Here is a 14,436-nt window from a genome sequence, read left to right on the forward strand (position 1 = left end):
CAGTATCTTTTCATTGTCATGCTATAACTGCCCCGAGCTGCGAGCTAATACTTTTACCTTGCCAGAGCTACGCTCTAACACGCTAGTCATGGTCTGACGACTACCGAAAACTTCGACCTCGCTACTGAGCATGTAGCGTGCGCTTTTCACCGTTAATACGACTTCCAGCTTTTTCCCAGTAAATGCCGAGCTCTCCTTAAACTTTGCAATATCGCTATAGGGCCTGCCCTCGATAAGCTCTTCTGCCTCGCTCTCACTTAACGCCGGTTCGGTGAGCGCCATCATCAGTGGCAGTGCCGCGGAGTTAATATTGATCTCCGCGCCATCGGCCCAGACTGTCACGTAGGGGCGCAGCTTGCGATACAACTCTTTATTCATGCCCTCGATCAGCAACAATTCTGACAGCGACCGCATCGATTGATTGGCTGCAAAATAGGCCGGCGTTCGCCCTTGATAGGTGTCATCTTCGCCACCGCTCAGGCTCGTCACCAGCTGATCGTCATCCACCCAGTCGGTGATGGCGTCGACCAGATCGTTAGCCATCACAGGATCTAGGCTCATCTCTTGTAACAGCCTCGATAACACTGCTTGCTGCGGGCTGTGCTTACCGTTACCTTCACCCTCTTTCTTCAGCGTATTAAGATTAATCCTCCCCTGCAGATCGATCGCCTCGCCCTCGACCCAGCCCTCTACATCTTCTAAGGGATAATGTATCGGGCTCTGCTGCAGCAGCGCCTCTTGATCGTAGTCGGGGTTGACCTCCTCCTCCTCTATCAAGCCCTCTTTAGCGAGGTCTTCGGCGGTCAGCAAGTAATAATAACCCTGCTCGTGATTGAAGTGGTTGGAGGCACGTTTATAGCCCAGCACAAACTCTCGCCCCGCTGCCGTCACCAACGCCGTGATCAGCGCCACGATCAGGATCGCCATGATCATCGCGACGCCGCGCTGCCGCTCTTGCCCTAGCTGTTGCTTAGCGTAATGCATAGATTCGCCTCACTTCGTCCAGGTCGTTAAAGGTGACAATCACCTCCACCATCTGCGGCTCCGCCGAGCTGCCGTTATTCAACGGCCAGACACTGTGCTCGTTACCCTGCTGGTCAAACACATTAATTTCGACATTGCTGACCTCATCAATGATCGGCGATTCACGATAACTCTCGTCACTGATGCCGTCCAACACCAACCACTGGCCACGATAGATCTTGTCCCCCTCCCAGCGATAGGCGACACGCTGTAACTCCGAGCGCGGCAGCGACAGCGGGTTACGCCAGCCGCCCCGCGTCAACGATAGCCAATACAGCTCACCGACCCCGGTTTGCAGCGCTGGCAGACGATCCGTGCTGTCTAAGCTGCGCACAGGGCGGGGAATAAATTCACGAATATCGCGGGACAGTACGTTGTAAAACAGCTGCAAATCAGCAAGCCGTTGCTGATGCTTTTGCGCCACATCCATGGAGGTAATATTGCCGCTGAGCGCGGCGTAAGAGAGCATACCGATAACCGCCGAGATTGCCATCGCGACCAGCACCTCGATTAAGGTAAAGCCCTGCTGCCGTCTCATCACTTTGCCCCATTGAAGTAGTAGCGCAACGTCACCAGGTCGTTGGCGTCGGGCTCATTCAATGCCACGCCGATCGCCGCCTCAAAAAAGCCTTCACGCTCGGTCTCCTCAATATCGACATGCCAGCGCCACTCGCGGCCAGCTAGCGTCACCGTATCGCCGCTATCATCTTCGGGCATTTCTGGCGATGACTTTGCCATGTTATAACGCATCTGCTCAGCGATATTGGAAGCGACCCAAGTCGCATAGGTCTTGCTTTCTAGATGTAGCGTATCCTGTAGCTGGCCCTGTACCGAGATCGATAGCGCCGGCAGCGCTATCGCCACAATGGCCAAAGCCACCATCACTTCGATGAGAGTAAAGCCGCGTTGCCCGCTGCGGCGCTGAGAATGTCTAACGGAGCTACGACTCATCATCTTCTTCACTCCCATCCTCTAAACTAATACGGCCCAGATAGCTGCCCTCGATACGATGACAGATGGGCTGCTTCGGGTCTCGGCACAATTCGATCGTAAAGCCGTTCAGCTCGCCGCTAGAGAGAAACAGCAGTTGCGGGCCATCTTCACTTTTAACCTCCTCATCTCGCTCTTCACCATCGTCTCGATCTTCCGCTGCCTCAGCATTATAATCCGGCAACACCAGCGGCTGCTCATCAATGGCAAGGCGCAATAGATAGCCTCGCTTGATAGTAAAAGGCTTAACCCGCTCAGACGGCAGCCAAGACACATCGCCGTTCTCCACATCCAGCACAAACCACTCGCCGTGATAACGGTACGCATCAATCTCGTCTTCAACCGCCTCCTCCGTCAAGCGCAGGCCATAGCTATAGCCGGTCATCACCGCGACCTCGCGCTGAAGACGCAGGTAGGAGGATAACTCTCGGCTCTGACTCAGCTGCTGTTGCGGCGTGATACCGCTGGGAATCGTCGACATCACCATGCCGCCCGCTATCGCCACGACAACGACGACAATGAGGATTTCTAACAGGCTAAAACCTGTCTGGCGGCGGTGATTAGCCACTAGCCCACCAAGTTGTTCATTTCGAAGATCGGCAACAACACCGCGATGACAATCATCAGTACGGCTCCCCCCATCAACACCACAATCAACGGTTCAAAGGCGCTCATCAAGGTACCCAGCTTGGCGTCGAGCTCGCGCCCCTGGTTTGTCGCACAGCGCTCTAACATCGATTCCAATTCGCCGCTGGCCTCACCACTGGCAATCATATGCACCATCATCGGTGGAAATTGCTCGGTCGACGCCAGCGCACGACTTAAACTGCCGCCCTCCTGCACCTTCATGGCAACCTCGGCACAGGATTTACGTAAGACTCGATTGGTCAATACCTCGCCGGCGATCTTAAGCCCCTGTAACAGCGGCACGCCACTGGCCATCAAGATACTTAACGTGGAGGCAAAACGGGTGGTATCGCTGCTGCGTATAACACCGCCGATTAGCGGCAGACGCAGCTTTAGCTGATGCCAACGATACAGCCGCGAAGGCTTGCGCAACAGCATCTTAAAACTGAAGAAAAGACCGCCAATGATGGCAAACGTCAGCAGTCCCCAGTTCGAAAAGAAATCGCTGCAGGCAATCAAGCCACGCGTCAGAATCGGCAGCTCGGATTCCGTGTTCTCAAAGATGGCGATCAAATCCGGCACCACGAAGGTCATCAAACCACCGACCACACACAGCGCGAATACCACCAACACCGAGGGGTACATCATCGCCTGCGTCATCTGTTGTCGAGAGTGATGACTGCTCTCGGTATAATCCGCCAACTGCTCGAGCACCTTGCCGAGAAAGCCGGCGCTCTCACCCGCCCGCACCATTGAACAGTACAGCTCGTCAAAAACCTTGGGGAATTCCGCCATGCCGTAAGCGAGGGTGTGGCCTTCGAGAACGCGCCCACGCACATCGAGCAGCATACCTTTCACCTTCGGTTTCACCGACTGCTGAGCCGCCGCCTGCAACGCCTCGGCGAGGGGCAGGCTCGACTGTACCAAAGTAGCCAGCTGACGGGTGATCAGACACAATTCAGAGCTGGATATTTTTACAGCAGCGTGGCGGCTACCCTGCATGAAGGACGGTTTATCACCCTTTTCAACACGGGCCTTACCCTTGTTGCCCGCCTCGGTAACCACCATCGGTTTCAGCTTTTGCTCGCGCAATAGCAGACGAACCTGACGCTCTGAATCCGCCTCGAGAACACCTTTAACTTTTTTACCCTCGGCATCGAGGGCCTGATAATTATACGCCGCCATCGTCGCTTACCCGCCCGTGCGCGTCACGCGCAATACTTCTTCCAGGGTGGTATCACCCGCAAGAATACGTCGCCGACCGTCGTCAAAAATAGAGCCGTAGCGCTCACGCGCCGCCTGCTCCATGACGATATCACCGGCACGGTCATGGATCAGTTGTCGCATCTGCTCATCGATCTTAATCAGCTCATAGATGCCTGTTCGGCCCTGGAAACCACCGTGATTACAACTCGAACAACCCACCGCGCGGTATAAAGTCTGCTCGCTATCAGGCGCCAAACCAAGCAGTTCAAGCTCACGGTTATCGGCCGAATAAGCCTCTTTACAATCGTCGCAGAGCACTCGCACCAGGCGTTGAGCAATCACCGCCAGCAAGCTCGAGGACAACAGGAAGGACTCTACCCCCATATCCAATAAGCGACTGACCGCGCCGATCGCGGTATTCGTGTGCAGTGTGGATAACACCAAGTGGCCGGTCAAACTGGCCTGTACGGCAATCTCTGCCGTCTCCACGTCGCGAATCTCACCGATCATCACCACGTCGGGATCTTGACGCAAAATGGCACGCAGCCCCCGTGAGAAAGTCATATCGACTTTCGTATTAACCTGCGTCTGACCGATGCCTTTGAGCACGTATTCCACCGGGTCTTCAATGGTCAATATGTTGCGGCTACTGTCGTTAATATGGCTGAGACCGGCATAGAGCGTCGTCGTCTTACCCGAGCCCGTTGGCCCCGTAACCAAGACGATACCGTGCGGCGTGCGCAGACAATCTTTCAGGTCGTTGGTGACTCGCTCGCCCATATTCATCTGGCTGAGGCTGAGCTGGCCCGCTTGCTTATCAAGCAGACGCAATACCACTCGCTCACCGTGGGCGGAAGGAATCGTCGACATGCGAATGTCGATGCCATGGCCGGCGATACGCACCGAGATGCGACCATCTTGCGGTATACGCTTCTCGGCAATATCGAGATTCGCCATCACCTTCAGGCGAGAAACCAACAGTGGTGCCAGCTGTCGCCTCGGCGCCAGAATTTCGCGCAGCACACCGTCGATACGCAAACGCACGACGAGGTTTTCCTCGAAGGTCTCAATATGAATATCCGAAGCTTTCTGCTGTGCCGCCTGCGAGAGAATCGCGTTGATCAAGCGAATGACCGGGGCATCATCCTCAGCGTCCATCAAGTCAGCAGACTGAGGGATTTCATCGGCCAACTGCGAGAGATCAATATCATCGTTGAGGTCATCGGCGACCTGTTGCGCCTCACCATCACGCTTCTGGTAGAGCTGTGACATCAACGGTGCAAAAGTTTCCGGCGGCATACCGCGCAGGGCGAAAGGACGGCCACAATAACGACGCACCTCACGCAACAGCAGTAGGCTCGGGGCATCGCGGTAAGCAAGTATTAACTCGCCCTCTTCAACATGTAATAACAGCTGATGCTGGCTGGCAAAGCCAAACGGTAAGCGCGGCTCCAGCGGCGCGGCGGCACTCTCAAGTGCCTCATCCTCCGCGACTTCTAGGCTCTCGAGCGTCTCACTCATACAAGGCTCCTGCCGCCGCCTCGGCAGCACGAATCTCGTCAAGGCGTTTCATCTGCTCCTGCCACTCCGGCAACACGGGAACCGCTTGACCGTTATCGCGATCCTTCACCTGCATATTGCGAATATTCAGATACGGTGCCTGCGTCGCACGATTAATATCCGCCGTCTTGCGCACAATCTGCGGCCTGATAAAAATCATCAGGTTAGTCTTTTCCACGACATCGCTATTGCTACGGAATAGAGCGCCTAATAAGGGGATATCACCGAGCAGCGGTACTTTCGTCTGCGAATTTGTCACCTTATTTTGGACAAGTCCACCCAGTACGATAATACCGCCATCGTCGGCAAGTACAGAGGTGGTGATATGACGCTTAAGGAATGTCGGGTCGCCGTTCGTATTCACGCTGACTTCCGCAATGCTATCGTTCTGCAGCTCCAGATCCATCATCACCGCCGCATCCTCATTGATATGCGGCGTCAACTTGAGGACAAGACCAACATCTTTACGCTCGTTAGTGGTAAACGGGTTATCACCATCATCGTTAGAATAACTACCGGTAGGGATGGAGACCTCCTGGGTAATTTCTATAGACGCCTCTTTATTATTCAGCGTCAACAGACTCGGTGTCGATAGCACGTTGTAGTGCGAGTCGGTCTGTACCGCGTGCAGAATACCAAGGAACTTGTCGTTACCCCAGCCATAGGTGCCGCCCTTGCTACCAGCTAGTGCCTGGCCCACTTCTGCCTGCGGGTTATCAGAGACGAGGCCTTTTGCGATACTGCCAATCAGCGTACCATCGCCGCCGATGCTACTACCAAAGCCTTTGTCGCCCGCTGCGATCCAATCAACACCCAGCTCTTGCAAGTCTTTGTCTCTCACCTCGACGATGATCGCCTCAACCAGCAGCTGAGTACGACGAATATCGATCTTCTCGATAAGCGAGTTAATGGTGGCCATGTTGCTAGCATCGGCGGTAATAATCAGCGAGTTTGTCGCCTCATCGGCAACCACGGTAGATGAGGAGGCGGCCGCGGCAGCCTGCCCTTTCTTGCCACCGGTCTTGGCCGAGATCATCCCCGCCATGTTATCCATCACCTTGCCAAGCACTTCCGCCGCATCAGCCGCTGTCGCATACTGCAAGTTCACTACCTGTGCGTTACCACTGGTTTGCAACGGTCTGTCGAGATGCCTAACTAACGCCTTAACCCTGTTACGCTGTATCTCATCGCCATTGATCAATACGCTGTTAGTCCGCGTATCCGCCACCAGCTTCACTCGATTAGCCTGTGCTGCGCCCTTCGCCGCACCCTCCTTCTCAAGCTGCTCAACGATACGCACCGTCTCTTCTGCCGAGGCATAATTTAGCTGCACCACATCCGTCTGATCGACTGCGGCCTGATCGATATTGGCAATGATTTTACGAATACGCTGAATATTCGCCGCCGTATCGGCGATGATAATAGCGTTGCTCGGCGCATAGGCCGCTAAATGGGACTGCTGAGCCACCAGCGGGCGCAATACCGGCACCAGCTTAGCCGCAGAGATATTTTCTAACTGAATAACATGCGTCACCAGGTCACGGGTATTGCCTGGGGCTGTCACCACCGGCAGAGCCTCACTGCGCCCCGATTTAGCTGGCACGATACGTACCGCACCTGCAGACTCTACGGCAACATAACCATGAACCTGTAGCACCGAAAGAAATAACTGGTAAAGCTCTTCTGCTCCCACCGGCCGAGTCGAAATCACCTTGACCTTACCACTCACCTTGGGGTCAATAATAATGGTCTTGCCGGAAGCCTCTGCGACAAAATGAATCAATTCCTGAATATCGGTATTATTAAAGTTCAGGGTCCAAGTCGCTGGCTCTTCACCGGCAGCCGGTGCCGCCATTGCTACCACCGGCTGTAACATCGCCGCCGCAATTACTAGAGCACCTATCGATGCCCGCAAAGAAAATCGGTTCACAGTATTACCCTGTTTTATGAGCTGTTGATTCAATCTGACTGCTGGCTTAGACCTAAATAGAAAGGAGCAGCCTTGTTTATTTATTTTATTCATCGAGACCAACCATCAAGTCAATAGTCTGACCTTGCCGTAAAACCGACAAGCTTACCTGTTCGGCAGTACCGGCTAATTTATAGAGTTCCATTAATTTACTCGGATCTGATACAGCCTCACCATTGACCGCAACAATCACATCGCCACGCTCAAAACCCAACTGGGAGAATGCTTCCGCCTCTCGGCCGGGGGAAACACGGTAGCCAATCATCTCGCCATCCTTATTATAAGGACGCGCATTAATAATCTTCATCAGAGAAGCGGGGCTATTTTTTAGCCGCTGACGCATATCCTGCAACACCTTTTGGGTGTTTTTATCCTTGCGACGGTCATCGACTCTCGGCTTTGTTGCTCTCGCTTTCGGTGCATGCGCTCGTGCAGAGGAAAGCATGGCGCTGTCTTTACCAAACAACAATAGCGATTCTGTTCGACCTGCGTTGCTGATAATTACTTTATCAGGATAGACCTCTAACAACTTCACCTGACCGCCACCGGGAAGTTTGGCTCCGGGGCGATAATTTTTCTGCTTTTTTTGATAGCTAATAATCGCCACTGAGTGATCTGGGTTTGACGACATCATCACGCCACTCAGCACTAAGTTAAGCTTGGTCACCACCGCCGTTTTCTCCACCGGCTTCGCGACTTCAGGCGCTTTGTCATCGGCAGTGCCGCCGAACAGATCGAGTAAGCGTATCTTACTCGCATCAAACGCCTCGGCCTGCGAACTTCCCTGGGAGTTAATTACCGTAGTAGGAAGCCTCTCTTCATCGGCATCATCCAGCAACAACTGCCACGTTAGAGTTACAAGAGAATACAGCAGAACTAGCACCGCAACGATGACCACCGCCAGCCGAATCACTAACTCTAACGAGCTTTTATTGTCGAAGTTAAAAAAGCCTTTAACACGACTCAACAAAATACTTCTCCCAACACACGCTGCCTATCAATGGACCACAGCCTTAATTTCTTACCGAAAACGAGGCTGGATACATGACGCCCTAAACCCCGAAGGCTCAACTGACGCAGACAAAGACTCGATCATTATTGTTCTACAAAAGGGGGACATCGCATGATCCTCGCCTAATGACTTGGCTCTCATAGTAATACGATTGATTGATAAAAGCGAAGCTGAAGAGGCGAATTTTGCCCTTAAAACATCACATTCATCTTATCAGCTAGAACATGTAATAATTATGACGAAATACTTAACACTTTTTATTAATCCATTCGTTAATAAACGGTAATAATTGATAGCAAAAAGGCGAAGCCATTAATAATGACTTCGCCTTTCATCAAGCAAACACTAACGACGGTCGCCTAACCACCAATCAAGGCAATCATCACCCCCGCCGCCACCGCCGAACCGATGACACCGGCAACGTTGGGCCCCATCGCATGCATCAGCAAGAAATTGTGCGGATTGGCGTCCAAGCCAACCTTATTCGACACCCGTGCCGCCATCGGCACCGCCGAAACACCGGCCGAGCCAATCAGTGGGTTCACCTTATGCTTGCTAACAACGTTCATCAACTTAGCCATTAATACGCCTGCCGCGGTGCCGATAGCAAAGGCAACCATACCCAGCAGCAGGATACCTAGCGTACTCAGATCGAGAAACTTATCCGCACTGAGCTTCGAACCAACAGAGAGACCGAGGAAGATAGTGACGATGTTAATCAGGGCGTTTTGTGCCGTATCACTCAAACGCTCGACGACACCACACTCCTTCATCAGGTTACCGAAACAAAACATCCCCAACAACGGCGCTGCATCTGGCAGGAATAACGCCACCAGGATCAATAGCGCGATAGGGAAGCATATTTTCTCAAGACGTGGCACATGACGCAGTTGCACCATCTCGATTTTACGCTCGGCCTCAGTGGTCAGCGCCATCATGATCGGCGGCTGAATCATCGGTACCAATGCCATGTAAGAGTACGCAGCAACGGCGATAGCACCCAACAAGTCCGGCGCCAGCATACTTGAAACATAGATCGCTGTTGGGCCATCGGCACCGCCAATGATACCAATCGCTGCCGCATCGGCGATACTAAAGTCCATGATGCCAAAGTTAGACATCGCCACCGCACCCAATACCGTTGCGAAGATACCAAACTGTGCTGCAGCGCCGAGGAACAGTGTCTTCGGGTTCGCCAGTAGCGGCCCAAAGTCAGTCATTGCCCCAACCCCCATAAAAATCAACAGCGGCGCCACACCGCTGGCAATGGAGACGGTATAGAAGTTGTAGAGCATACCGTTAACGAAAGTACTATCGTTCGCCACGTTGATAGCGGCAGTATGCACCGCCGCCGACGCATTGTGATACGCCTCAAGCAACGCATGAGGGTCGCCAATATCGCTGACACCGAGTACCGCACCTAACTGCTGTAACACCTCAGGCGTACCCGAGTAGACCGCGTTCTCTACTGCCGAATAAGCTAACCCCGCACCGGGGATGTTGGCAAGAATGCCACCAAAGCCGATCGGCACCAGCAACAAAGGCTCGAAGCCCTTTTTGATTGCCAAAAACAGCAGTAACAGCCCCACCAATATCATAAAGAACTGGCCCGGGGTCAGTTGATAGATCCCCGTGCTCAGCCATAGCTTCATTAAGTTATCCATCGCCGCGGCCTCTTATAGCGTCAACAGGACATCACCGACGGCGACGGCGTCACCCTCTTTGACGCTGATTGAGCCCACGACGCCAGACTGGGCCGCACGGACCTCAGTCTCCATCTTCATTGCCTCGAGAATGATGATGACATCACCCTCCTGCACATGCTCACCAACACCGACATTGACCTTAAAGATATTCCCTGAGAGCGGCGCACAGACAGGCTCCCCACCACCCGTGGCCGGATCGACAGCATGAGCAACAGGCTGAGCTGCCGCTTGCGGCGCAGCAACTGGCGCTATGTTAGACACATCGCCGCCCTCTGCCACCTGCACCACATACTGCTGGCCACTCACGGTTACGGTGTACACTTCTTCAGCAGCAGGTGATGATGGCTTAGCCGCCACCTTCGCTGCCGGTGCCACCTCTTCAGCACTCGGTACCGGTTCGAAGGCTGAGGGGTTGTTACGGTTTTCGAGGAACTTTAGGCCAATCTGCGGGAACAGTGCGTAAGTCAGCACATCATCGATTTCTGCGTCCGCCAAGCTAATCGACTTGTCGCTCGCCAGCTGCTTTAGTTCTGCCGTCAACTTATCCACTTCATCATCAATCAGGTCGGCAGGACGACAGGTAATCGCCTCAGCACCCTCTAAAACACGGGTCTGCAGCGCTGTGTCGACCGGCGCTGGCGTCTCACCGTATTCTCCCTTAAGCACACCGGCGGTTTCTTTGGTGATGGACTTATAGCGCTCGCCCGTCAACACGTTCAGCACCGCCTGGGTACCGACAATCTGCGAAGTCGGTGTCACCAACGGCAAGTAGCCGAGGTCTTTACGCACGCGAGGGATCTCTGCCAACACATCATCGAGCTTATCCGCGGCATTCTGCTCCTTCAGCTGCCCCTCCATATTGGTCAGCATACCGCCTGGCACCTGCGCCACGAGAATACGCGAGTCGACGCCACGCAACGAACCTTCAAACTTAGCGTACTTCTTTCTCACCTCACGGAAATAAGCGGCAATATCTTCCAGTGCTTCAATATCGAGGCCGGTATCACGGTCGGTGCCCTTCAGCATCGAAACGACAGACTCTGTTGGCGAGTGGCCATAGGTCATCGACATGGAGGAGATCGCCGTATCGACATTATCAATGCCCGCTTCAACAGCTTTCAGGATCGTCGCCGTAGAGAGCCCTGTCGTGGCATGGGCGTGTAACTGTACAATCAGGTCAGTCTCCGCTTTCAGGCGACCAACCAACTCAAAGGCCTCATAAGGTGTCAGCAGGCCTGCCATATCTTTAATCACCACGGAATCGACACCCATGTCTTCCTGACGCTTAGCAAGGTCGATCCACATGTCCATGTTATGCACCGGGCTCACGGTATAAGAGAGCGTGCCCTGGGCATGCTTGCCCTGCTTCTTCACGGCCTTGATCGCAGTTTCAAGGTTACGCACATCATTCATCGCATCGAAGACACGGAAGACATCCATGCCGTTGATCGCCGCGCGCTCGACAAACTTCTCCACCACATCATCTGCATAATGACGGTAGCCGAGAATGTTTTGGCCACGGAACAGCATCTGCTGCGGCGTATTAGGCATCGCCTTCTTCAGGAGGCGTAGACGCTCCCATGGATCCTCACCTAAATAACGAATGCACGAGTCAAAAGTGGCTCCTCCCCATGTTTCCAACGACCAAAAACCAATCTGATCGAGTTTCTCGGCAATAGGCAGCATGTCATCGATACGCATACGCGTAGCAAACAGCGACTGATGAGCATCACGAAGTACGACATCGGTGATGCCAAGTGCTTTTTTATCACTCATGGAAGACAACCTTCTTTATTATCAATAATTCAAATGGGGTGCGTTAGATCGCTCGTATCACTTGCCGTGTTTATTGCGATACTGATGAATCGCCGCTGTGATAACAGCCGTCAACTGTGGGTCGACTTGACCGTTCGCTTTATTATTAGGCTGCGGCATGCCCTTAACGGGAAGTGCCGGCCGCTCAGGCGCCACACGCTGGATGATTGACGACATCAGCGTAGTCACAATGACCAATAGCGTCAGAAACACAAATACGGTTCCCATGCCATAGAGCATCAGGTCGGCACCCTGTTGCAATATTGATTCCTGCATTATTATTTATCTCCTCCTGGCACGACACCTAGAGCGTCGACAGACCATCAAAATAGCTTTGTGGGCCACTCTACAGGCAATCCCAGACATAGGCAAATACACCTACTTCTTGTAAAAAAACTACCAAATAGGGTGAAACCACAGCGATGACAACGCTGTCATCTTAATCTATAGAATGCCACAAACTTTCGACGTTTTCACCTATAATGCCCATTCATTCTCCGCCATCAGATCACTATGACCCACCGCATCATGCTCGCCCCTATGGAGGGCGTCATCGACCACAGCCTTCGAGAGATTTTTAGCGCCATCGGCGGCATCGATCGTTGCGTCACCGAGTTCGCTCGCGTCACACAGCACCCCCTAAAGCGCAGACAGCTGCTGAGTATCTGCCCAGAGCTCGACCAGAACGGCCATACCCGCTGCGGCACCCCCGTCTATCTGCAACTACTCGGCAGCAATCCCGCGCTAATGGCAGCAAGCGCCGCACGCGCAGCAGAGCTCGGCGTCGCCGGTATTGACATCAACTTCGGCTGCCCCGCCAAAACCGTGTGCAACCACCAGGGAGGCTCCATCCTATTAGAGCAACCCTCCTTGGTCGAAAGCATTATCGGCGCAACACGCCGCGCACTGCCCGATCACATACCTCTCAGCGTTAAGATACGACTCGGCTTTAACGACGACGATAAACTGGATGATAATATTCAAGCGGCCATCAACGGTGGTGCCAACGAGCTATGCATTCACGCGCGTACCCGTAAACAAGGCTATACCGCCCCCGCCTACTGGCAGAAAATAGAAGCGCAACGCTGGCCCATCAACATCATCGCCAATGGTGAGATATGGTGCAGTGACGACTATCATCGCTGCCGCCAACAGAGTGGCAGCAACGATATCATGCTCGGCCGAGGCATCATCGCCCGGCCCGACCTCGCCAAAATCATCAAGGCAGAACTGGCTGGCGAGGACTATACCGCGATGACTTGGCAACAGTTACTGCCGATCATTATCGCCCTACAGAGCGACAATATAGAACGCTACCCGAGAAAGCATGCTGGTAACCGCATCAAACAGTGGCTCATGTACCTACAGCGCAACTACCCTGAGGCCGCCGAAACCTTTGAAGCTGTAAAACGACTACAAGACCCAACGGAGCTACTCAAGCAGCTTCAGCAACAGCTTGAGAATGCATAAATTTTTTATTGTCAGCGGCTATTCCCAGTAACTATTCCCAGTAACTATCCCCAGTAACTATCCCCAGTAACCACTCCTAGCAACTACTCCCAGTAACTACTCCCAGTAACTGCCGACAGTCGCGAGCGCCCTGGAAGGCATGATTAACAGGCATAAAAAAACCTGCTACGGCAGCCGTAGCAGGTTTCTCTTCAATATGGTGCGCCCGGGAGGATTCGAACCTCCGACCCTCTGGTTCGTAGCCAGATACTCTATCCAGCTGAGCTACGGGCGCGGCGTTAAGCATCTCTGCCAACGGGGGCGAACTATACGCAGCAGCCTTAGTTGAGTCAACACCTTTACCACAACATTACACCATCATTAGCGCAACATTGACCAAAAGCTCTCTCTTCCCTCGGTAACGAGCATCATCCCAGCACAGCGCATTTTCTCCGGATACAAAAAAACCTGCTACGGCAGCCGCAGCAGGTTTCTCTTCAATATGGTGCGCCCGGGAGGATTCGAACCTCCGACCCTCTGGTTCGTAGCCAGATACTCTATCCAGCTGAGCTACGGGCGCGCGTTAGCATCATTGCTGACCGGGCGAAATATACGCAGCTAGGTACAACCGGTCAACTAGGGGCTTATACCTAGCCTAGAGCACACAACGATTTTGTTAGATCGATAAAACCTTTATTTGCCCCATCCTCAGCATCAGGGTAAAAAAGCCTCTTTTACGCCTAAGCAGCATATTACGCAGACATAAAAAAACCTGCTACGGCAGCCGTAGCAGGTTTCTCTTCAATATGGTGCGCCCGGGAGGATTCGAACCTCCGACCCTCTGGTTCGTAGCCAGATACTCTATCCAGCTGAGCTACGGGCGCAGTGTTACTTTCTAAGTCGAACCATAACTCTAATATTTCAAAGATCGCTAGGATCTCTAGAATAAAGAGTGATGGCGGACAGGGAGGGATTCGAACCCTCGAACAGGTTTCCCCGTTACGCCCTTAGCAGGGGCGCGCCTTCAGCCACTCGGCCACCTATCCAGCAACGGCGGCAATAATACGCATTTTCTCGGC

The 14,436-nt window shown here is 53.4% G+C and carries 12 protein-coding genes and 4 tRNA genes; 1 reads left to right on the forward strand and 15 read right to left on the reverse strand.

Translation table 11 applies throughout. The features are described from left to right. Positions 1-21: 21 nt before the first annotated feature. From gspK to EDC56_RS08775, 11 genes are all read right to left on the reverse strand, one after another. Positions 22-984, reverse strand: a complete 963-nt coding sequence (gene gspK, locus EDC56_RS08725) for a type II secretion system minor pseudopilin GspK (RefSeq protein WP_123712145.1) — start codon at positions 982-984, stop codon at positions 22-24. Beyond that, entirely contained in the window at positions 971-1,561 is a 591-nt protein-coding gene (gene gspJ / locus EDC56_RS08730) for a type II secretion system minor pseudopilin GspJ (RefSeq protein ID WP_123712146.1), read from the reverse strand. The genes gspK and gspJ overlap by 14 nt, the downstream gene beginning before the upstream one ends. After that, positions 1,561-1,977: a type II secretion system minor pseudopilin GspI gene (gene gspI / locus EDC56_RS08735; RefSeq protein ID WP_162844130.1), complete on the reverse strand. Its 417-nt coding sequence runs from the start codon at positions 1,975-1,977 to the stop codon at positions 1,561-1,563. Before gspI ends, gspJ begins: the two co-directional genes overlap by 1 nt. Further along, entirely contained in the window at positions 1,964-2,581 is a 618-nt protein-coding gene (locus EDC56_RS08740; protein ID WP_123712148.1) for a GspH/FimT family pseudopilin, read from the reverse strand. Before EDC56_RS08740 ends, gspI begins: the two co-directional genes overlap by 14 nt. After that, positions 2,581-3,825: a type II secretion system inner membrane protein GspF gene (gene gspF / locus EDC56_RS08745; protein ID WP_123712149.1), complete on the reverse strand. Its 1,245-nt coding sequence runs from the start codon at positions 3,823-3,825 to the stop codon at positions 2,581-2,583. Before gspF ends, EDC56_RS08740 begins: the two co-directional genes overlap by 1 nt. A 6-nt stretch (positions 3,826-3,831) precedes the next feature. Further along, positions 3,832-5,367 (reverse strand): type II secretion system ATPase GspE, encoded by a 1,536-nt coding sequence (gene gspE, locus EDC56_RS08750; protein WP_123712150.1) that lies wholly within the window; start codon positions 5,365-5,367, stop codon positions 3,832-3,834. Continuing rightward, positions 5,360-7,336, reverse strand: coding sequence for a type II secretion system secretin GspD (gene gspD, locus EDC56_RS08755; RefSeq protein WP_162844131.1), 1,977 nt, complete (start codon positions 7,334-7,336; stop codon positions 5,360-5,362). The genes gspE and gspD overlap by 8 nt, the downstream gene beginning before the upstream one ends. An 85-nt stretch (positions 7,337-7,421) precedes the next feature. Further along, positions 7,422-8,342 (reverse strand): type II secretion system protein GspC, encoded by a 921-nt coding sequence (gene gspC, locus EDC56_RS08760; protein ID WP_162844132.1) that lies wholly within the window; start codon positions 8,340-8,342, stop codon positions 7,422-7,424. A 404-nt stretch (positions 8,343-8,746) separates the two neighbouring features. Beyond that, positions 8,747-10,051, reverse strand: coding sequence for a sodium ion-translocating decarboxylase subunit beta (locus tag EDC56_RS08765; protein ID WP_123712153.1), 1,305 nt, complete (start codon positions 10,049-10,051; stop codon positions 8,747-8,749). A gap of 12 nt (positions 10,052-10,063) precedes the next feature. Continuing rightward, positions 10,064-11,869, reverse strand: coding sequence for a sodium-extruding oxaloacetate decarboxylase subunit alpha (oadA, locus tag EDC56_RS08770; RefSeq protein ID WP_123712154.1), 1,806 nt, complete (start codon positions 11,867-11,869; stop codon positions 10,064-10,066). A gap of 57 nt (positions 11,870-11,926) precedes the next feature. After that, positions 11,927-12,184 (reverse strand): OadG family protein, encoded by a 258-nt coding sequence (locus EDC56_RS08775; RefSeq protein ID WP_123712155.1) that lies wholly within the window; start codon positions 12,182-12,184, stop codon positions 11,927-11,929. 237 nt (positions 12,185-12,421) lie between these two features. On the opposite strand from EDC56_RS08775, the gene EDC56_RS08780 reads away from it, so the two are divergent. Further along, on the forward strand, positions 12,422-13,378 hold the full coding sequence (locus tag EDC56_RS08780) for a tRNA dihydrouridine synthase (RefSeq protein WP_211333623.1): 957 nt from the start codon (positions 12,422-12,424) through the stop codon (positions 13,376-13,378). A gap of 197 nt (positions 13,379-13,575) precedes the next feature. On the opposite strand, the gene EDC56_RS08785 is transcribed toward EDC56_RS08780, so the two are convergent. From EDC56_RS08785 to EDC56_RS08800, 4 genes are all read right to left on the reverse strand, one after another. Beyond that, a tRNA-Arg gene (locus EDC56_RS08785) sits at positions 13,576-13,652 on the reverse strand. A gap of 208 nt (positions 13,653-13,860) precedes the next feature. After that, positions 13,861-13,937, reverse strand: a tRNA-Arg gene (locus EDC56_RS08790). Between the two features lie 227 nt (positions 13,938-14,164). Next, a tRNA-Arg gene (locus EDC56_RS08795) sits at positions 14,165-14,241 on the reverse strand. A 72-nt stretch (positions 14,242-14,313) separates the two neighbouring features. Continuing rightward, positions 14,314-14,403, reverse strand: a tRNA-Ser gene (locus EDC56_RS08800). Positions 14,404-14,436 lie beyond the last annotated feature (33 nt).

Source organism: Sinobacterium caligoides, assembly GCF_003752585.1.
Classification (GTDB): Bacteria; Pseudomonadota; Gammaproteobacteria; order Pseudomonadales; family Sinobacteriaceae; genus Sinobacterium; species Sinobacterium caligoides.

What these genes read in the sequence shown, in the direction of transcription:
- gspE (WP_123712150.1), bottom strand. Translation starts at nt 5,367, where the DNA reads ATGAGTGAGACGCTCGAGAGCCTAGAAGTCGCGGAGGATGAGGCACTT.
- oadA (WP_123712154.1), bottom strand. Translation starts at nt 11,869, where the DNA reads ATGAGTGATAAAAAAGCACTTGGCATCACCGATGTCGTACTTCGTGAT.
- gspK (WP_123712145.1), bottom strand. Translation starts at nt 984, where the DNA reads ATGCATTACGCTAAGCAACAGCTAGGGCAAGAGCGGCAGCGCGGCGTC.
- EDC56_RS08775 (WP_123712155.1), bottom strand. Translation starts at nt 12,184, where the DNA reads ATGCAGGAATCAATATTGCAACAGGGTGCCGACCTGATGCTCTATGGC.
- gspI (WP_162844130.1), bottom strand. Translation starts at nt 1,977, where the DNA reads ATGATGAGTCGTAGCTCCGTTAGACATTCTCAGCGCCGCAGCGGGCAA.
- gspJ (WP_123712146.1), bottom strand. Translation starts at nt 1,561, where the DNA reads ATGAGACGGCAGCAGGGCTTTACCTTAATCGAGGTGCTGGTCGCGATG.
- EDC56_RS08780 (WP_211333623.1), top strand. Translation starts at nt 12,422, where the DNA reads ATGACCCACCGCATCATGCTCGCCCCTATGGAGGGCGTCATCGACCAC.
- gspF (WP_123712149.1), bottom strand. Translation starts at nt 3,825, where the DNA reads ATGGCGGCGTATAATTATCAGGCCCTCGATGCCGAGGGTAAAAAAGTT.
- EDC56_RS08765 (WP_123712153.1), bottom strand. Translation starts at nt 10,051, where the DNA reads ATGGATAACTTAATGAAGCTATGGCTGAGCACGGGGATCTATCAACTG.